Origin of the sequence: Microbacterium sp. SORGH_AS_0862 (assembly GCF_030818795.1) — a bacterium.
Classification (GTDB): Bacteria; Actinomycetota; Actinomycetes; order Actinomycetales; family Microbacteriaceae; genus Microbacterium.
The window spans coordinates 2,646,704-2,664,151 of the sequence record NZ_JAUTAY010000001.1 but is presented as its reverse complement, the minus strand read 5'-3'; the positions used below and the strand labels follow the sequence as shown (position 1 = coordinate 2,664,151).

General features: G+C 67.6%; 27 protein-coding genes. 14 read left to right on the top strand and 13 right to left on the bottom strand.

Annotated elements, in window-relative coordinates:
- The first annotated feature begins 9 nt into the window (after nt 1-9).
- A complete protein-coding gene (locus QE377_RS13065; protein ID WP_307323905.1) occupies nt 10-357 on the top strand; it encodes an Lsr2 family protein in 348 nt (115 codons plus the stop codon).
- A gap of 6 nt (nt 358-363) precedes the next feature.
- Here the strand turns inward: QE377_RS13065 and QE377_RS13060 are convergent, their stop codons facing one another.
- Nucleotides 364-789 carry an ester cyclase gene (locus QE377_RS13060; RefSeq protein WP_307323902.1) on the bottom strand — a complete coding sequence of 142 codons (426 nt, stop codon included), beginning with the start codon at nt 787-789 and terminating at the stop codon, nt 364-366.
- A gap of 48 nt (nt 790-837) precedes the next feature.
- Between QE377_RS13060 and QE377_RS13055 the strand changes: the two genes are divergently transcribed.
- The 3 genes from QE377_RS13055 to QE377_RS13045 are packed head-to-tail and all read left to right on the top strand — an operon-like array spanning nt 838 to nt 3,001.
- Nucleotides 838-1,794 (top strand): epimerase, encoded by a 957-nt coding sequence (locus QE377_RS13055; RefSeq protein WP_307323897.1) that lies wholly within the window; start codon nt 838-840, stop codon nt 1,792-1,794.
- 42 nt (nt 1,795-1,836) lie between these two features.
- Entirely contained in the window at nt 1,837-2,283 is a 447-nt protein-coding gene (locus QE377_RS13050) for an SRPBCC family protein (RefSeq protein WP_307323895.1), read from the top strand.
- Between the two features lie 37 nt (nt 2,284-2,320).
- Entirely contained in the window at nt 2,321-3,001 is a 681-nt protein-coding gene (locus tag QE377_RS13045; protein ID WP_307323892.1) for a helix-turn-helix domain-containing protein, read from the top strand.
- Here QE377_RS13045 and QE377_RS13040 read toward each other — a convergent pair.
- Nucleotides 2,977-3,375, bottom strand: coding sequence for a VOC family protein (locus QE377_RS13040; protein WP_307323889.1), 399 nt, complete (start codon nt 3,373-3,375; stop codon nt 2,977-2,979). The two genes, QE377_RS13045 and QE377_RS13040, sit on opposite strands and share 25 nt — an antisense overlap.
- Before the next feature lie 81 nt (nt 3,376-3,456).
- On the opposite strand from QE377_RS13040, the gene QE377_RS13035 reads away from it, so the two are divergent.
- Nucleotides 3,457-4,263 carry an alpha/beta fold hydrolase gene (locus QE377_RS13035; RefSeq protein WP_307323886.1) on the top strand — a complete coding sequence of 269 codons (807 nt, stop codon included), beginning with the start codon at nt 3,457-3,459 and terminating at the stop codon, nt 4,261-4,263.
- Nucleotides 4,264-4,301: 38 nt separating this feature from the next.
- Nucleotides 4,302-4,979 carry a HEAT repeat domain-containing protein gene (locus QE377_RS13030; protein ID WP_307323884.1) on the top strand — a complete coding sequence of 226 codons (678 nt, stop codon included), beginning with the start codon at nt 4,302-4,304 and terminating at the stop codon, nt 4,977-4,979.
- Nucleotides 4,980-4,991: 12 nt separating this feature from the next.
- Here the strand turns inward: QE377_RS13030 and arr are convergent, their stop codons facing one another.
- Genes arr through QE377_RS13015 form a run of 3 tightly spaced genes read right to left on the bottom strand, consistent with a single transcriptional unit; the run spans nt 4,992 to nt 6,251 of the window.
- The gene (arr, locus tag QE377_RS13025) at nt 4,992-5,408 is read right to left on the bottom strand and encodes an NAD(+)--rifampin ADP-ribosyltransferase (protein ID WP_307323881.1); all 417 of its coding nucleotides are present in this window, start codon (nt 5,406-5,408) and stop codon (nt 4,992-4,994) included.
- A 37-nt stretch (nt 5,409-5,445) separates the two neighbouring features.
- The gene (locus QE377_RS13020; protein WP_307323878.1) at nt 5,446-5,820 is read right to left on the bottom strand and encodes a hypothetical protein; all 375 of its coding nucleotides are present in this window, start codon (nt 5,818-5,820) and stop codon (nt 5,446-5,448) included.
- A 23-nt stretch (nt 5,821-5,843) separates the two neighbouring features.
- Nucleotides 5,844-6,251, bottom strand: coding sequence for an alpha/beta fold hydrolase (locus QE377_RS13015; protein ID WP_307323875.1), 408 nt, complete (start codon nt 6,249-6,251; stop codon nt 5,844-5,846).
- A gap of 117 nt (nt 6,252-6,368) precedes the next feature.
- On the opposite strand from QE377_RS13015, the gene QE377_RS13010 reads away from it, so the two are divergent.
- The 4 genes from QE377_RS13010 to QE377_RS12995 are packed head-to-tail and all read left to right on the top strand — an operon-like array spanning nt 6,369 to nt 9,263.
- The gene (locus QE377_RS13010; protein ID WP_307323872.1) at nt 6,369-6,659 is read left to right on the top strand and encodes a hypothetical protein; all 291 of its coding nucleotides are present in this window, start codon (nt 6,369-6,371) and stop codon (nt 6,657-6,659) included.
- Complete coding sequence (locus QE377_RS13005) at nt 6,659-8,497, top strand: alpha/beta hydrolase (protein WP_373459533.1); 1,839 nt, start codon at nt 6,659-6,661, stop codon at nt 8,495-8,497. The genes QE377_RS13010 and QE377_RS13005 overlap by 1 nt, the downstream gene beginning before the upstream one ends.
- Nucleotides 8,494-8,982, top strand: coding sequence for a hypothetical protein (locus QE377_RS13000; protein WP_307323866.1), 489 nt, complete (start codon nt 8,494-8,496; stop codon nt 8,980-8,982). The genes QE377_RS13005 and QE377_RS13000 overlap by 4 nt, the downstream gene beginning before the upstream one ends.
- Nucleotides 8,979-9,263: a WXG100 family type VII secretion target gene (locus tag QE377_RS12995; RefSeq protein WP_307323863.1), complete on the top strand. Its 285-nt coding sequence runs from the start codon at nt 8,979-8,981 to the stop codon at nt 9,261-9,263. Before QE377_RS13000 ends, QE377_RS12995 begins: the two co-directional genes overlap by 4 nt.
- Nucleotides 9,264-9,380: 117 nt before the next feature.
- On the opposite strand, the gene QE377_RS12990 is transcribed toward QE377_RS12995, so the two are convergent.
- Nucleotides 9,381-9,860 carry a DUF3846 domain-containing protein gene (locus QE377_RS12990; RefSeq protein WP_307323860.1) on the bottom strand — a complete coding sequence of 160 codons (480 nt, stop codon included), beginning with the start codon at nt 9,858-9,860 and terminating at the stop codon, nt 9,381-9,383.
- A gap of 271 nt (nt 9,861-10,131) precedes the next feature.
- Between QE377_RS12990 and QE377_RS12985 the strand changes: the two genes are divergently transcribed.
- Nucleotides 10,132-10,869, top strand: coding sequence for a hypothetical protein (locus QE377_RS12985; protein WP_307323858.1), 738 nt, complete (start codon nt 10,132-10,134; stop codon nt 10,867-10,869).
- Nucleotides 10,870-10,983: 114 nt separating this feature from the next.
- Here QE377_RS12985 and QE377_RS12980 read toward each other — a convergent pair whose 3' ends face one another.
- The gene (locus QE377_RS12980) at nt 10,984-11,295 is read right to left on the bottom strand and encodes a hypothetical protein (protein WP_307323856.1); all 312 of its coding nucleotides are present in this window, start codon (nt 11,293-11,295) and stop codon (nt 10,984-10,986) included.
- Between the two features lie 77 nt (nt 11,296-11,372).
- Nucleotides 11,373-11,603 carry a DUF3263 domain-containing protein gene (locus QE377_RS12975; protein WP_307323852.1) on the bottom strand — a complete coding sequence of 77 codons (231 nt, stop codon included), beginning with the start codon at nt 11,601-11,603 and terminating at the stop codon, nt 11,373-11,375.
- Between the two features lie 40 nt (nt 11,604-11,643).
- On the opposite strand from QE377_RS12975, the gene QE377_RS12970 reads away from it, so the two are divergent.
- From QE377_RS12970 to QE377_RS12960, 3 genes are all read left to right on the top strand, one after another.
- Nucleotides 11,644-11,916: a hypothetical protein gene (locus QE377_RS12970; RefSeq protein WP_307323850.1), complete on the top strand. Its 273-nt coding sequence runs from the start codon at nt 11,644-11,646 to the stop codon at nt 11,914-11,916.
- A gap of 22 nt (nt 11,917-11,938) precedes the next feature.
- Nucleotides 11,939-12,349, top strand: coding sequence for a hypothetical protein (locus tag QE377_RS12965; RefSeq protein ID WP_307323848.1), 411 nt, complete (start codon nt 11,939-11,941; stop codon nt 12,347-12,349).
- Nucleotides 12,350-12,623: 274 nt separating this feature from the next.
- Nucleotides 12,624-12,998 carry a serine O-acetyltransferase gene (locus QE377_RS12960; RefSeq protein ID WP_307321046.1) on the top strand — a complete coding sequence of 125 codons (375 nt, stop codon included), beginning with the start codon at nt 12,624-12,626 and terminating at the stop codon, nt 12,996-12,998.
- Here QE377_RS12960 and QE377_RS12955 read toward each other — a convergent pair.
- The 5 genes from QE377_RS12955 to QE377_RS12935 are packed head-to-tail and all read right to left on the bottom strand — an operon-like array spanning nt 12,995 to nt 17,446.
- Entirely contained in the window at nt 12,995-14,317 is a 1,323-nt protein-coding gene (locus QE377_RS12955) for a hypothetical protein (RefSeq protein WP_307323845.1), read from the bottom strand. The two genes, QE377_RS12960 and QE377_RS12955, sit on opposite strands and share 4 nt — an antisense overlap.
- Nucleotides 14,317-14,901, bottom strand: a complete 585-nt coding sequence (locus tag QE377_RS12950) for a hypothetical protein (protein ID WP_307323842.1) — start codon at nt 14,899-14,901, stop codon at nt 14,317-14,319. The genes QE377_RS12955 and QE377_RS12950 overlap by 1 nt, the downstream gene beginning before the upstream one ends.
- Nucleotides 14,892-16,610, bottom strand: coding sequence for a hypothetical protein (locus QE377_RS12945; RefSeq protein WP_307323840.1), 1,719 nt, complete (start codon nt 16,608-16,610; stop codon nt 14,892-14,894). The genes QE377_RS12950 and QE377_RS12945 overlap by 10 nt, the downstream gene beginning before the upstream one ends.
- Nucleotides 16,611-16,643: 33 nt before the next feature.
- Nucleotides 16,644-17,093 (bottom strand): holin, encoded by a 450-nt coding sequence (locus QE377_RS12940; protein WP_307323837.1) that lies wholly within the window; start codon nt 17,091-17,093, stop codon nt 16,644-16,646.
- Between the two features lie 41 nt (nt 17,094-17,134).
- Nucleotides 17,135-17,446 (bottom strand): hypothetical protein, encoded by a 312-nt coding sequence (locus tag QE377_RS12935; RefSeq protein ID WP_307323834.1) that lies wholly within the window; start codon nt 17,444-17,446, stop codon nt 17,135-17,137.
- Between the last annotated feature and the right edge of the window lie 2 nt (nt 17,447-17,448).

The following is a 17,448-nucleotide window of genomic DNA, read 5'->3' as shown; positions in this document are numbered from 1 at the left end:
GGTGACGTCATGGCGCGCAGAATCGTCCACCAGCTCGTAGACGACCTCGACGACTCCGTCCTGGAGGTGGGCGAGGGCGAGACCGTGCTCTTCTCCCTCGACGGCATCGCGTACGAGATCGACCTCTCGGACGCGAACGCCGCGGCGCTGCGCGATGCGATGGCTCCGTATGTGTCGGCAGCCCGCCGCATATCCTCGGGCCGCTCGACGGCGAGCATCAAGCCGCGTGCTCGGACCGCCTCTTCGTCGCGGGACCTCGCCGCCATCCGGGAGTGGGCGAAGGCCAACGGCCACCAGGTCTCCGAGCGCGGGCGCGTCGCCGCATCCGTCATCGACGCCTACGACGCCGCGCACTGACGCGCCTCACGCTCCGAGCTGCTGCCGCAGTTCGGCGTCGCCCGTTCCCGTGAACTCGGCGATGCGGCCGCCGACCACCCGGTACATCGCGAACTCCGCGACGTTGACGTGTCGGCGTGTGGCCGCGATCCCGCGGTAGACGCCGGTGTGGGTTCCGCTGCCGCGCAGGTGTGCGGCGATCCGGTCGTCCTCGATCACGAGTTGGATGCGTCGCCACTGCCAATCGGGGAAGGCGTGGAAAAGATCCGCGAGATCGTCGATCCATGCGTCCCGTCCGCTGGGCAGGTGCGCGCGACGCACGTCCGAAGCGACCAACGCGCGGATGGCGTCCAGGTCGTGACGGTTGCAGGCGTCGAGGTACTCGGCATGCCACTCGCGCAGTTCCCACGGCTCCATCCGCTCCATTATCGCGGGCGCAGTGAAGCCGGTCACGACGCCACGGTACGGTCGAGACACGGGTGCCGACAGGGGGCGGAGTGCATGGCGGACGAGCGGGTGGCGGTCGTCGCGGGAGCGAGCGGTTTCGTGGGGCGCGAGCTCGTCGAGGCGTTGCGAGCCGACGGATACCGGATACGACGCGTCGGTCGCGCGGAGCGCGTCGGCTGGAACGATCCGCGTGCTCTCGTGAACGCGGTCGACGGCGCCAACCTCCTCATCAATCTCGCCGGCAAGTCGGTGAACTGCCGGTACAACGACACCAATCGGGACGAGATCCTGCGCTCACGCGTCGAGACCACGCGGGCCCTCCGCCACGCCGTAGCGGCGGCAGAGACCCCACCCCCGCTGTGGTTGAACGCATCCACGGCCACCATCTACCGGCACGAAGCGCAGCGCCCCAACGACGAGGCGTCCGGCATCGTCGGAGAGGGATTCTCCGTGGACGTCGCGCGGGAATGGGAACGTGAGTTCTTCGCCGACGAGCTGCCGCGCACCCGCCGCGTGGCGCTGCGCATGGCCATCGTGTTCGGCGACGGCCCCGCGCCCGACATGCTTCGCCGCCTCGCGCGTTGGGGACTGGGTGGACCGCAGATCGACTCGCCCTGGTTCCCTCACCGTCGATACCGCGGCATCGGGCCGGATCCGACCGGATCCCCGCGCTCCGGCTGGCACCGGACACGTGGGCGGCAGAAGTTCAGCTGGGTGCACATCGATGACGTGATCGGAGCCGTCCGGTTCCTCGGCGAGCATGAGGAGATCACCGGCGCCGTGAACCTCGCGAGCCCTGAGCCGACCGACAACCGCACCCTCATGCGCGCGCTGCGCCGGAAGACCGGCATGCCGATCGGGCTGCCCGCGTGGCGATGGATGCTGGAGCCCGCGATGTGGGTGCTGCGTACCGAACCGGAGCTCGTCCTCAAGAGCCGGTGGGTCGTGCCGGGCGTACTCGACGCTGCCGGATACACCTTCTGCCGGCCGCATCTCGAGGACGCGATCTGACGCGGCGCAGCCACGGCCACATAGAGGAAGAGGAGTCGACGCATGGTCTCGAGTTTCACCGTCGTCACCCACGCGAGGGTGCCCGTCGAGCGGCTGTTCGATCAATCGCTCAGCATCGATGCGCACCTCGAATCGATGGTGCGTTCCGGTGAACGCGCCGTCGGCGGAGTCACGAGCGGGCTCATCGGCCTGGGCGAAACCGTCACCTGGAGCGCCCGGCACTTCGGTTGGCGCTTCCGGATGACATCCGAGATCACCGCGCTCGATCGTCCTCGCCGCTTCGTCGACGAGCAGGTGCGAGGTCCGTTTCGCACTTTCCGTCACGAGCACCGATTCGAGACCCAGGATGGGCTGACCGTCATGACCGACATCCTCACGATCGCGTCGCCGGTTTTCGGCCGGCTGGCCGAACGACTCGTGCTGGTGCCGTATCTGCGGCGGCTCATCCGGCAACGCAACGAGGTTCTGGTGCGGGCGGCGGGAGACTGACCGCACGCCTGTCACTGCCCGCGGGCACAATGGCAGCGTGTACACCGAACTCGCGCTGCCCGACGGATCGGCGCTCTGGCGCTCGACCGGCGGCGCGGGCGGCGCGGTACCCGCCGACGGATGCGTCGATCTGATCCTGCTGGCCGACGAGGTCTATGTCGCCGGACCCTCGACGCGGTGGATCGCCGCCGTCGCCGACCCGGCGAGCGGGTCGTTCGGACTGCGTCTGTCGCCGGGCCGCGCGCACGGACTCCTCGCCGCTGCCCTCCCCGCGCTGACCGATCGGCTCGTCCCCCTCGCCGAGACCGCGTCCGTCGACGAGGCGCGTCGCCTGCGCGAGCGGATGGTGCGTTTCGGCGACGGGCCGCATCCCACCGCGGGCCTGGTCGAGCTCGCGGCCCGCGCGACCGTCCTGAACCCATGGTCACGAGCGGTCCAGATCGGCGCGCGACGCGCCGTCTCCGCGGCGCGTATCGCTGCGGAGATGAACGAGACCGAGCGGACTTTCCGCCGCCGGATGCGTGAGCGCTTCGGCTACGGGTACGCGACCCTCGTGCGCATCGAGCGAGCGAGCCGCGCACAGCGACTCCTGCGGAGCGACCGCACGCTCGCCGACGTCGCCGCGGCGGCGGGGTACGCGGACCAGTCGCACCTCACCCGGGAGTTCCTCCGGCTGGTGGGCGCGAGCCCCGCTCAGTTCGCGTCGAGCGCCGCGTAGAGATCGATCGAGTTGCCGTCGGGGTCGAGGAGAGTCGCGTACCGCTGACCCCATGGCGCGTCCCACGGCGCGACGTGACCCGCGTAGCCCGCATCCACGAGCCCGGCAAACACCGCATCCACCCGTTCCGGTGTCCCCTGGTCGAACGCGAGTGCGATCCGATGGCCTCCGGATGCGGGCTCGTACGCGGGGTCGAAGCTGCGGATGGTGTCGATCGTGTCCCAGGCGAGGGCGACCCCGTCATCCAGCCGCGCATCGACATGCGGGGCGCCGTCCTGTCCCTCCGGGATGTCGACGCCCAGCGAGCGGTAGAACGCGAGCGACGCGGCCATGTCCTGCGTGACGATGCCGATGAATCCGAGTCTCAGTGCCATAGGTCCCACGCTAGGCGTGCGCGGCTACGACGTCTTGAACCGAACGGCCACGATGTCGCAGACGCGGCATACGCTCGACGGGTGATCGCACGCACCTCCGGATCCGGCCGCCCGATCGTCATCATCCACGGCTTCGGCGTCGATCACCGCATCATGCTTCCCCTCGAAGAAGCGATCGGCGACCGCCCCTGGCGACGCATCTACCTCGACCTCCCGTGGGCCGAGGGCGCACCGACGTCTGATGCCGCGAGCGCTCTCGAGGTCGCCTCCTCGGCCATCGAAGACGTGCGCTCGACGCTCGGTGAGACGCCGTTCGCGATCATCGGCAACTCCTTCGGCGCGATGATCGCCCGCTACGTGGCGCACGAGATGCGCGAACGGGTGCTGGGACTGGCCACGCTCGCCGGTGTCTTCGAGCCACGCCATGACGCGCGCATCGTGCCGCCGCGGCAGGTTCTCCGTGTCGACGATGCCGTGCTCGACGGCGCGGGTGATGCCCGCAGCGACTTCGCTGAGGTGAGCGTCGTGCAGGATGCGGCATCGTTCGCCGCCTTCACCGAGTACGTCCTTCCGGGCCTGCGCGGCTCCGACCCGGCCGTCATCGACCGCATCGCGACCGACTACACGCTGCCCGCAGTTCCCGAACTGGCGCACCCCGAGCCGTTCACCCTGCCTGCGCTGCATCTTTTCGGACGGCAGGACGACGTGGTGGGTTACGAAGACGGCTGGCGCTTTCGCGACCACTATCCGCGCGGCACCTACGCTGTCCTGGACCTGGCGGGGCACAACGTGCACCTGGAGCAGCCGCAGATCACGACCGCGCTGATCCGCGACTGGCTGCGGCGCATGGATACGCACGTCGCGTCCGGAGATTATCCCGGCTCCTGACGCCCTCCGTCCCGTCAGGCGGGGATACGGTCAGCGGTATGACCGACTGGCAGACGCGGTTGCGCCAGCTGCCCGCCGAGGAGTGGACGACGCTCCTCGACGCGAACTCCGGGCTGCCCGGCCCCCGCGCCAACACCGCTCTGGCCACGGCATTCGCGGCGGTCGCTCATGAGTCCGCCCTTCTCGCGCTGGGCACCCGCGACGACGAGTTCACCGCGATGTGCGTCGCGACGGCGTACGGCGCCCGCGCCGACGAGGCGGAGTACGCCGCCGCCGCCCTGCACGCCGCATCCGATGAGCGATGGCGCGTACGCGAAGGCGTGGCGATCGGACTGCAGCTCTTGGGCGATCGCGACGCTCAGCAGCTGACCGAGATCGTGACCGCGTGGGCTGCGTCCGACGACCCGCTCGTCCAGCGCGCCGCAGTGGCGGCGATCTGCGAGCCGCGCCTGCTGCGCTCCCCCGCATCCGCCGCCGTCGCCGTCGGGGTATGCGAGCGCGCCACCGAGCTGCTGGCCCGGCGGCCCCTCGCCGAGCGTCGAGATGCGGATGTGCGCACCTTGCGTCAGGCGCTGGGGTACGGCTGGAGCGTGGCGATCGCCGCCGATCCCCCCGCGGGGTTGGCCGTCTTCCTGGCGCTCGACCCATCGGATGCCGACGTGGCGTGGATCATCGCAGAGAACCGCAAGAAGAAGCGCCTGTCCGTCCTGCTGTGATCGCGGGACCGGTCAGTTGATGATCTGGGCGTCCGGGTTCTCATTCAGCGCATCGATGCGGTCCCGCCATGACTGCAGCGCCTCGGGCGTCAGACGAGTCCAATCGGTCACTTCCCGAACGATCCGCAGCGGCGCCGCGCTGCGGTAGGAGCGCGTCGGGTTGCCGGGGAACTTCTTGTCGGTGACGTTCGGATCGTTCTCGAACGGACCGGTCGGCTCCACCTCGTAGACGTGCGGGATCTCATCGTCGCCACGCGCCGCGATCTCGGCCGCAAGGCCCGCGCCGTCCACCAGCGCCGTGAAGTAGACGTGGTTCATCACGACCTCGGGTCGGTAGTTCGAGCGGTGTCCCGCGACCAGCAGAGCGCCGGGCGACAGGCGCACCTTGGTGCCGTGGAAGAAGGGTCCGTCATCGAGTGCATCGCTCACCCGGCACAGATTAGTCCTGCGGGCGGACGGATCGCCGCTAGAGGTTCCGGTCCGCCTTGCACTGGTCGCGAATCGCTTCGAACGCGTCGGATGCGGCCTGGAAGGCCGCCTTGCCGTCGGGGCTCGAGGGTGCGGCGGTCACCGCGTCGAGGGCCTTGTCGGCCTCCTTCATCTGCGCCAGCATCCACTCCGGTGCGCCGGTCGACGCGCGGCTCACCGCATCCCGCACCGCCGCTCGCCCCTCGGCCACCGCACCATCCGCACGCCCGGGAGTCTCAGCGAAGCTCGCGTACTCCTGCCATGAGTTCATGACATTGAGGCAGGCTTCCGCGCTGGTGCGCGCGGAGCCGGAGGCGCATCCGGCCAGCGCCAGCACGGCGAGCAGGGGCAGGACGGCGAGACGGCGATACACGCCGCCCAGGTTAGGAGCCGAACCTAGGCGCTGGTTGACAGTGCGGCGCGCGCTGCGGTCGCGATGACCTCGGCCACGGCTCCGGGCTGCGTGAAGTACAGCGCGTGGCTCGCCGCGACGTTCGTGATGGCGGCACCGGCACGCGTCGCCATGTGCTCGAGCATCGCCTGGTCGAACGCGCGATCATCGGTGGCGATGACCGCCCAGCTGGGCTTGTCGCGCCACGCCGCCTGCGTCACCGGCGCTGCGAAGACCGCCATGTTCACCGGCACCTGCGCGTCGCGGAGGAAGGCCGCATCCGTATCGCTCGCATCCGCGGCGAAGCCGGGCTTGAACGCCTGCGGGTTGAGGAAGCCGAAGCCGTCCTCTCCGACGTCGATGACGAACTCGGGAGTGGGTGCGAAGCCCTCGTGCTGCTCCGGCGGCCGCAAAGCAGAGTGCGCGTTTCAACCGTAGGCCTAGCGTCGTCTCGGAGCCTTATATCGGCGTTTTCCACAGGACTGAGCTAGGCCAGTCGCCCCCTCCGGGGCCAGTCCTAACCTTGTTCTATGGGGGAATACACGGTCGATCCTGACGCACTGCGCGCCGCGTCGTCAGTCATTGCTGGCGTTGCCGATAGCGCAGGTGGTGCCACGCTCGTCTCCTGCGTCAATGTCGGACACGACGGGCTGACTTCAGCGGTCTCAAATTTCACTCAGCGATTGACGTCGAGTTGGGAAGAGCGCGTAGATGCCACCGAGCGCATCGCTGAGGGGTTGGTGCGCACGGCACGGATCTTCGAGGAAGCCGACGAAGAAGCGGCATCATCGGCGACGCGGATCAATCCGGGGATGTTCTGATGGCCGAGCTCGGACAGACGACGGATCCGGTCAGCCTCATTCCCGGTTCGCCCGCGGCCGTTGACGAAGCGGCCACAGATTGGCGGCAACGTGCGCGCCTCGCAGAGCAGACTGGCACGGAGCTGCGGAAGATGCCGGCCCCAGAAGGCTGGACCGGTGGGGCCTCGACGGCTTTCGAGACGCGGGCGCAGTCCGTCGGAGCGCGGTGGCTCCTTGTCGCCGAGGCGCTCGACGCCGCCGGCGCGGCTATGGAGACCTACGCCGCCGCACTGCGGTCCGCGCAGTACCAGGCCGAGCTCGCCATCGACGCGTGGGAGGAAGGTGAACAGGCGACAGCAGCAGCGCTCGCAAGGCCCGTTCCCGGCGCCGGGCTCAGCTTTGACCGGGCCGCGCACGTGAAAGCCGCCATGACCGCGGGGGCGTCGGATCGCGCTCGAGCGGTGGCGATCCTCGAAGAGGCGCGTGCGCAGCTCGCCGCGGCGGGGGACGCTGCCGCCGCGGCGCTCCGCAGTGCTGCGGAGGCCCCGGACGTGGGTGCAGATGTGTGGAGGGCGCTGAACGCACCTGCAACGACAGCGGATGAGGCCATGGCGCTCGTCTCCGGACTTGATGCACACGAAGTAACCTCGCTCCTATCGCTCCGACCAGAACTGGCAGGATTGATCGCTCTGGCAGCCCCTGCTGCTGCCAGTGCGTGGTGGGGTGGGCTCGGGTCGGGTGCGCGCAATTCGCTCATCAGCTTCGCCCCCGACGTCATCGGCAATCTCGAGGGGCTCAGTTACAACACACGCAACGAGGCCAACAAGATCTGGCTGGACCGTCAGATCGAACAGGCGCGCATGCAGGTTCTGGCAACGGAGCTGAACGTTCCGCGGTGGGACGACCAGGGCGGGGTCGCCAACTACAACGATTCGGTCGCTGGTGCAAAGAGTCAACTTGCGGCACTCGAGAACATCAAGGACGCACTGACGTCATCCGGCGGTGTCGGCGCACAGCGTCTCCTGATCTCTCTCACGAACGACGTTCCGCCCCTTGCCGCCGTGGCCGTCGGAGATCCGGATGTCGCCGACAACATCACGGTTGCTGTCCCCGGTATGGGTGCAACGACGGCCGACATGACCGGATGGACTCGATCCGCAGCGGACCTCCAGGCTGCGCAGAGCACCCTTGATCCTGGACGCACGCACTCCGTCATCGCGTGGATCGGCTACAAGACTCCGCCCGTGCCGGAGGTCGTCCCCGGGGGTAACTTCAGTGTGCTGGGGACGTCATATGCTGAGGCGGGCGCGGCGCGGCTCGACACGACAATCGAAGGTCTCCAGGCGGTACGCGGTGACTCGACGCTTAATGTCCTCGGTCACTCCTACGGGACCACAACCTCCTCGATGGCGCTTGACGATCTTGAGAAGCCGGTCGACACGTTCGTGAGCCTCGGATCGGCCGGTCTTCCGCCCGAGTTCAGAGAAGCAAGCGATCTTGATGCCAAGGAGGTCTACGCGGGTCAGGCCTACAACACGCCCGCATTCATCCCCGGCATCGGTGACCAATGGGCTTGGGTCGGACGCGCGAGCTGGGAACACCCGGTCGACCCCTCGCACTACAGCTTCGGTGCCGAAGTGTTCGACGTGAACGGCGGCGATGATGGACGGGCGGTGACAGACCACGGGACCAGCACATTGAGCGGTGATTCGGTCGACGGGTCGAGCGGATCGGGTTACCTTGATCGTGGTACGCAATCGCTGACGAACGTTGCCCTCGCCACCACAGGACAGGGAGATCTCGTGTCTCGACCGGAGAGGTTCATTCCGAGGATGAGCACTCGCGAGGATCTCCAATGATCGCTTCGATGCTGCGCAAGCATGCCCTCCGGCTGGTGGCAGGCATCGTCACCGTCGGCCTAGTTTCTGTCGTCACAGCATGCGCACAAGGGGAATCGATGAGTCCACAGGAATCGCGCGACAAGCTCGTCACATTGATCAGCGACACCGCAGCGCTCATCTCGTCCGAGGGCTGGGATGAGACGGGTGCGCCGATCGGGTCATGCTCCAGCTCGTCCGGGAAAGGTGTCAGCGCGTCATGGGGACTGGCGCGTGAACCCATGGCGGACCATCTTGGTGACGCCCAGAAAGTCGCCGACTTCTGGGCGTCGAAGGGCTTGGAGGTTCAGCTCCAGAAGGAACCGAGGATCGCCGTATACGGGCGAGGATCGGACATCAACGCGGTGTCCTTCTCAACGGAACCTGGCTTGTACGCCCTCGACGGATCGTCACTCTGCGTCCCGGGCACGCTTGATGAGATATCAAACCAGGACCCAGGCGAATGAGCATCTCATTCAGCGCGGACCGGCACGCCGAACTGGTCGCTTCGCTCAATCAAGCAACCGATGCACTCGACGACATCCTCGATCACCTCGATTCTGAGGTCGGCGCTGTCCACAGTCAGTGGACAGGAGCGGCTCAGGCCGCATACGAGCACGCTCAGCGCGAGTGGACGTCCACGATGGGCGCTCTCCGCAACGCGCTACGCACAGCCACAAATGCTGCGGAGTCCGCAGGATCTCGGCTCGCACAGGCCGAGCGCGACGTCGCCGCGATCTGGGAGTAGCCGATCCGCCGCATGATCGCGGCGTTGCTGGCCCCCTATGGGCAGACATGTAAGCGGCGGTGATCGTCGAGCTCTACAGCGTTGATGCTGGAGTCTCGACGATCACCGCCTGGGTGACTAATGGCGCCGCACGAGCCTCGTCTCGGCGTCCGAGACTTCGCTGACGAGCACACTCCACACGACGGCCTCGATGTAGCTCTGCTCGCCGCTGGGATCGCGGCTCCACACCTCGGTTGGCCCGTCGCGAAGCTCGAGGTCCCACAGCTCATCCGAAAGCAGCGACCGCAGAGCGTCGTCCGGAAGGTCGGTCATCTCTCCCGCCTTGTCCGGCAATCCGACGAGTAGCGCGTCGCCGACGAGGCGAGCCTGGTTGCGCGCCCGAGGGACGTGGAACCACCAGAGGAAGGTTGCGCGCCGGTTGAACGGCGACCCGCGCAGCAGTCCTTCTTCGTTCACGAACAGCGTGCTGCCGAACGCAGGAAGATCTACCGCCTCGATCCATCCGCCGACCGCTCGTTGGTAGTCCTCGAGTTCCACCGCCTCATAGGCGGTGAGGTCCCTACCGTCTGCCGCGGGGATGAGAACGCCTCGCACCATGTCTTCTTCTCCTTTGTGTGAGCGACCGAGAACCGGATGGGTTCTCTGCAGATCGCAGAACACAAACGAGCGAGGGGAAGAGTGGGTGTGAGGCGGCGGCCGGCCAGGAGAACGCGGAAGCGCTCAATCCTGGGCGGCCGCGTGTGCTGGCGCCTCAGCCTGCGGCTGCGCGCGACCGGCTCGCCTTCGTCAGTGTGCCTGGGGCGTCGAAGATCGCAGCGATGGCCTCGCGTTTGGTGCTGGCTTCGCGTTCAATCTCTTCGCGCGCGGCTTGGGCGCGCTGCTGCAGGGCCGGGTCGACCTTCGCCGCCTCGATCCAGGCGTCGATGGCGAGGCGGACCTCGTCGGTGACGTTACGATCACGCAGCTGGGCGAGCGGAACGGATGTACTCAGCGAGCGCTTTCAGTCAGCCGCGTCGAGAACATGGTGGTCGCGCTCTACAAGCATCTCCAGCTCGAGTCGGAAGTCCGACACTCCATCGAGCAGCACCTCAAGACGGAACTCGAGCGCGGATCGCTAGAGGCCCGACGAGCGCAACGCGACCTCGCCCTGGAACAAGCACGGCTCGACGCACGAAGCAGAAAGCTCCTCGACGCTCATCTCGACGGAGTCATCCCGCCTGAGCTGTACAAAGAAGAACAGCGGTCTATCAGTCAGCAGCTTGCAACAGTGGTCGAGCGACTCGAAGCGCTCAGCGTGGGATTCGATGAACTCGAGCGCAATCTCACCGGCGCCATCGAGCTAGCCTCCAACTGCTACGAGGCATATAGACGTGCGCCCGACGCCCTCCGCCGCACCTACAACCAAGCCTTCTTCAAGCGGATACTGATCTGCGAAGAAGAGCCCGCAGACGGGGAACTACAGGAGCTGTTCGAAGTCGTGTTCAGGCCAGCCTCCCCCGCACCAACTGAGGTTGAGGAAAGAGAAGAGGCCGAAAACACGGTGCTTTCGGCCTCTGAGGGTTCTAAAGAAGTACGTTTGGTGCCCCTGGAGGGATTCGAACTCTAGGAACGCCCGCCGAGTTACGTCGCACCCTCGGAAACATGCCCCATTAGAGCACGGTTGAGCACTTCAGAATCCGGTGTGCGACGGTACACCTGTGGGCAAAATGTGGGCAGCCGGTCACCCAGCGCGGGCGGGGCACTCGCGCTCGAAGGCGGCGTTTTTATAGGCGCGGATCGCGTCGTCCTGGTCGTACGTCCGCTGGTCCCGATCGGCGGGGAACCCGAGCAGCGGAGCGATCGCGTCGTTCAGCTCGAGGTTCGTCATCTCGGCGTCCGCCGCGCACAGACCGGCGTCGGTCGTGAGGTCGAAGCTCTGCGGCGCCGGGGCGGGCGCAGGAGCGGACTGCGGCGCGGGCGTGGTGGGCGATGGAGTCACCGTCACGGTCACCGTCGGCGCTGGGCTCTGCCGCAGGGTCTGAGTGACCGTCACGGTCGGTGCCGGCGCGGGCGCCGAGCATCCCGATAGGACTATGACTGCGGCGATGAGTGCCGCTCCCCCGAGCTTCTTCACACCGCGAGCATAGAGCGCCGCCGACGATGCCGCGCCCGCGCGTCCTGCAGCCGGTGTGTGAGTAGCGGGTCGAGCACGAGCGCTTCGCGGGTGTCGATCGCGCGGCCGAGGAGTTGGTAGTACCTCGCTGGGGTGACGTCGAGCTCGTGGCGGATCGCTTCCTCCTTGCCGCCCGTGTGCGCGCCCCACTTCGCTTCGAAGGCGAGGAGCGTGGCGACGGGCAGCATGGAGCCATGATCCGCTCGGGGTCGGACATAGGCTGGCTGGGTGCTGATCGGTATGGTGCGACCCCGTGAGACGAAGACCCACGACGTGACGGGAGCCACGCTCGAGGACGTGCACCAGCAGCTCGTCGACGCCACACCGCCAGGGTTCGTGCTCGCGTCCGGGCCCGTGAAGATGACCGCCGGCACCACCACCCTCGCCGCGACCGGCACCTACCTCCCGACCACCGTGCAGGAAGTCGAAGCGGACGACATGCCCACCCTGCGCGCGAAGGTCCCCGACGGGTGGATGCTGCTCAGCGTGCGCCGCGTCTGACCCTCAGCGCACACTAGGCGGCATGACCGCGCTCCACCCGCTCACGTTCCTCGGCGTGCAGATCAGCAGCCTCTGCAGCCGCGGCAAGTACTCCACCGACCCGGCCGTGCACGCGCAGGCGGTCGACGAGATCCGCAAGGTCGCGGGCGTGCACACCGACCTGCGTGACCATGAAGTCGGCGTGTGGGTCGGGTACTACGGCGACGAGTACACGAGGACCAGGGCGGCGGCGTTGGTTGATGCGTTCCCCGGATGCGTCCCCCACATTGCGCTCGGTGTGCAGCGGCGTGGGGCGGGTGGGAACCGCACCCCCGAAACGTCCATGCCTGCTGGTATCGGGAAAATACGAAGAGCCCCCGACCACCCACTAAGGGGCAGCCGGGGGCTGAGGATGCTTCGGGTTTCGGCGGAGGTAATCCACCGCGGCGGCTAGGCTGTTGCCCGCTGGGCAGACCCCGCGAAGGCTCACCCGGCGGCAGCGGTCCCGCACCTACACAGGGCGGGGCCGCTGCTGCGTGGAAGCTTCGTGCTTTGGTGGGTCACCCTTTGAGTAAGGCCCGATAGGATCGTGCGCAGGGGGCATGACGATGTGCGAACTGCGAGACACCTTGCGTGAGGACTTCCGGGTGAATGCCCGCGGCCTCGACCGGGCTACCGTCCTGGTTTTCCGATTGAATCAGGCTGCACACCGAGGGTGTCTTGTCGCAGTGAAGCGTCCGCTCGCGAAGATCCTCGATCTGCTCTGGACGCAGCTCACCATCGGGGCGGAGCTGCCCGGGACTGTCAAGTGCGGCCCGGGGCTGCGTCTCCCCCACGCAGGTCGCGGGGTCATCATCAACGCGAACAGCACCATCGGTCGAGACGTCACGATCTATCACCGCGTCACACTCGGAGTGTCAGGCGCTGACCCGCGCAACGTTCCGACGATCCTCGACGGGGCATACCTCGGCACGGGCGCATCGGTGATCGGCGGCGTCACCGTCGGAGCCGACGCGAAGGTCGGTGCCGGCGCGGTGGTTACGAAGGATGTCCCGGACGGTGCTCTCGCCGTGGGCGTTCCCGCTCATGTTCGCGAGGCTTAGGGCACCTCGTAGACGGCGACCGCGTTTCGACGTTGCGACGATGTGTCCTGCCGGATGGTGAACACGCCCGACGCGGACGCCTGAGCCTTCACGATGATCGGGTAGGCGTTGCCCACATTGAACGCCGACTCGTCGATGTCCAGTTCGACGTGATACATCCGCCCCTCTGTGTGCGCTGAGCCGAGCCCATTCGGGCGCGAGTACCCGTCCACCAGCCGAACCATTGATCCGTACGACTCGTTGCCGTCGACGAATGCGCCGACGAGAAGGGACCGTGTCGCCTGAGTCGTCGGGATCAACTCGTTGACCCAGAAGTCAGCGGTGACGCGCACCTTCTTGGACCGAGCGATCCTGAGCGTGCTGGAACGCATGATCTCGATGCGATCGGTGCCGATCGGGATGTCGGAACTGTTCGTGAGGAAGAAGGATGTGCCGAGAGGTCGCCCCTTCGGGAGCGCGTCGAGCGCCCGTCCGAGGTCGTACAGTCCAGGCCCCGAGCGCGACACTTCGCCCACATCCGGCGCGTCGTCGGCACCCCACGCAAGGACACGGATCGCCTTCGCCGTAGCGGAACTCGACGTGTACAGCTCCAGGGTCGCGTGCGCGCCGCGCTGGCTCAGGATCTTCGCGTTCGCCGGGGTCAGGACCACCTCGCCATTCGGCAGAACGATCGATGCACGGTCGCCGCGGAACTGAACAGCGAGCTGAAGTTCCGTATCCACCGGCAGCGGCGTCGCGAACTGGCCCGCCGAAACGACCGGAGTAGCGAATGGCACGTCCAACGTCTCATACGACCAGCCGGTCTGATTCACTACGAGGTGGGCCGCGGATGCAGGCAGACCGGTGTCGACGGTGAACTGCGCCGACGAGACGATGAGGACAATTGACTCGGCAGTTCCAGACCCCGACGGGATGAGGAAGTTCGCCCAGATCGACGACACGTCCTCGCCCAGCTCAAGGCCCGCATAGGCCGCTGCGACGCCGGAGGCGGGGAGCGTGTGCGTCAGCGATCCCCCGACGCGCTTGAAACCCGCGGTGCTCGGGTTCGCGCGCACGGTGTACGGCTGCGAGGAGTCTGCGATCGTCCCCGCCAGGAGCGGGCCATCCGCCTCCCCGAGGAACTGATCGTGAGCGGCGGTCCGAACCACCCCAGCAATGGCACTGTCTAGTGCGGTCTTCGCGGGTCCCGGAGTGGTGACTGCCGCGGCGATCGCGTCGTTCGTGGGGACCGTGTTCGGTCCCGGAGGGCCCGGCTCTCCCGGATCGCCCTTGTCGCCCTTCGGGAGCACGAGCTCGGTGAACAGGACAGGCTCAGCCATCAGGACTCCTTGATGAAGATCGGGATGACGGTCAGTCCGGCATCGTTCACGTACGGGATGAGGGTGGAGCCGAGCGCCCCGACGGGCGCGTTCGGCGGCCACTCCTCGCCGGGAGTCAGGATCCACAGCACCGGGTCCTGCGGCAGCGCACCCGTGGTCGGGGTGAGCAGGTCGAGGTTCAGCGGCTCGTCACCGTCGGGCACCTCGACGCCGGCGTAGGTGACGGTGAACTGCGGCAGCAGCTTCCGCTCCGGGGTCAGGAACTCGAGGACGATCGTCAGCCGATGCGTGTAGGGGCGGCCCTCGGTGATAACGATCGGGTCCCCGGTGGCCGGGTCGATGAAGACGCCGGAGATGTCGGTGCGGTTCACGTCGAACACGAGCGGCGCGTTCGCGGGCGCCGGCAGCATCGGCGACCCCGCGTTCAGCAGCCGGAACGTGGTGCCGTCGACGAGGGTGAGGGCGCGGTCGGCTTGCACCGTCGCACGGATCAGCAGACCCGCCCCCACCATCTCGAGCACGCCCGCGCCGCCGGCTCGGACCGCGCGGGTCGGGAGGTTCGGATACGCCACGGTCACCCCCAAGGCCAGACGGTGGGCCAGTTCGGGCCGGCGACACCCCACGTTGACATGAGTGGCGCGAGCATCTGCGCACGCCCGATGGAACGCTGACCGGCGACACTCATCAGCTCGTGACCCGCGTCGGTCGGATGCACGTGGTCCGGGCCGATATCGGCGGCGCGATCCCACCCGTAGGCCTCCGGGTCGAGCGGGATCACACGACCCCGCATCCGCGGATACTTCTGCACGAGCTCGGCGATGCCAGCGATGATGTCGCCGCGGTACATCCGCACCGTCGCATCGATTCCCTCGCCGTACAGACCGGGCACCAGAACACCCACGGTGGGGAGTTCGTCGGCGAGCTTCCACACCGCGTCCGCGGTGACAATCGCGCCAGAGACGGACGTCACGGAGACGACCTCCGACCCGGACAGGGCGGGGAGCATCACGGGCCACGGGACGAAGTTGCGGGCCGAGTTGTTGAAGTCGAACCGCTCCGGCACCGAAGATCCGGGAGCATCGTCCCGGGACTCCATGACGGTCACGCCGTTCACCTTCCACACGCCCGTTGCGCCCGTAGCGCCCGCTTCTGCTCGCAGAGAGAATCCGAATGCAAAGTAGTCGCCCCACGTCGGATGCCACGACCAGACAGCGCCCGGAGTGTTGTCGGCGATCTTCGCCGCACCAGCCGACATCACCGGAGACACGTAGTCGGCCCACGATCCTGTGCCGGTGCCCGCGGATGTCTCCAGCCTGGATCCCGCCATCGCGAGCAGGATCGCCGCCTGCATCGCCGCTTTCTCAGCGCGCCGCGTGTCGCCATCCATGCCGTAATTCAGCGGCGGGTTCACACCACCGGTGAGGATGCAGAAGTCCTGCGGATCCAACATCGGTGGGGCAGCGTTCATCCGCATCGCGACATCACGGTAGAAGGAGCCACCAACTCCCACCGACTCGAGGGTCATGTCGCGCGCTTCAGCGATGCGGCTGGTGAACGGTTCGATGCCGCCCACAACAGTCGTGTAGGAGTCGCCGTTGACGTACAGGCGACGTCCGTTCATCGCCGTGGCGTCGTCCGCGAGGAAGCCAGCCGCGATCCCGGCGTACGCGGGCCCGTCGACGTCCTGCGCGTACGCGCCGACCGCTTCCGCCGCCGGCACCGCGTTCGTTCCCGGATCCCCCTTGTCACCCTTGCGACCACGGGGGCCCTTCAGCGTTGCGACCAACGTCATTCCTTTCGCCGTGCAGCGGAACAATTCGCCCGTGCCAGACGACTCAGGGTCGTCGGGATCGCCGGGGTAGAACCCAGCTCCGGCCGCGTTGAGGTAGAAGCCGCGGTAAGCCTTCGGCGGCGGGGTAAGGCCGATGATCCACGGAGCGTTGACGTCGTCCGCGCCCACGAGATCCTCAAGCCGCCCACCGTTCGGCCACGGGTCGAACGTGAAGTCCCACTCCGCTTCACCGAACGACCAGCGCTTCGGGTTCTGCTCGAGCGGGTTATCCAGCCACCGCAGCACCGGCCGGTACCGCAGGCCGGGCGCCGCGACGAGCTGCGCAGCCGACGCACCCGACGACATGTCGATCGTCGCGAACACCTCGACCCCGGCGATGAGCGTGCTGTCGTCGATCGATGCCCGCACCGGGCGGTACATGAGCTGGGGGCGGATGCTCGCAGGCAGCGGCCCGCCCGTGTTCTGCCACACGTCCGACAAGACGGTCACCTGCTTCGGCACATCAACCTCCCTCGATCGACCACGGACACCCGCTCAGCCCTGGATGTGCAGATCGCCCGTGAGTGTCTGCACAGGCCCCGACTTCGTGGTCGGATCGGCGGGCAGCGTCGCGAGAATGAGACGCAGCAGCGACACGAGAGCGGAGATCAGCGCGGCCTGCAGGACCGTCGACCAGGCGACGTCGGTGATCAGCGTCGCGCCGACGAAGCCGGCGGCGAGCGACTGGGCGAAGGTCTTCACGACGCGCTCGACAGCGGCGAGCCACCACGGCAGGTTGGTGCCGACTGTCTCCGGCAGGCCGGCGAGCGACGTCGCCAGGGACGCGGCGAATCCGAGCGCGCCGGCGGATGCGATCGTCAGCCACGGGACGTCGGAGAGCAGCGCGCCACCGAGGTACGGGACGGCGATCGCGACGGCGGTGTACAGGGCGCGGAGCGCGGCGGCCTTCCACCATGCGCGGCTGGTCAGCAGGGAGAGCTTCATAGTTCCTCCTCGGGAACGAGAAAGCCGCCCGGGTGGGCGGCTCAGGGCTTGCGGGGGTTGAGGGTGTCTTCGAGGTCGTCGGGCAGCTCGGACGGCGTCAGGCCGTTCTCTCGGAGCTGCCAGCGCAGCGAGCCCGAGTACTCCTGCCAGGCGATGCGGCGGCGGCGTTCCTCCTCCGCGGCCTTCGTGGCGTTGTCGCGCTGGGCGATGATGTCGTTCTTGCGGTTCGTCTCCTTCGTGGAGACGCCGCGGCGGACCTTCGAGACGATGTCGGCGATCTCCCGCGCGAACGCTCCGAGCCCACCGGCACCGAGCACCGCGACGATGATCGTCACGAGGTTGACGTCCTGCACGC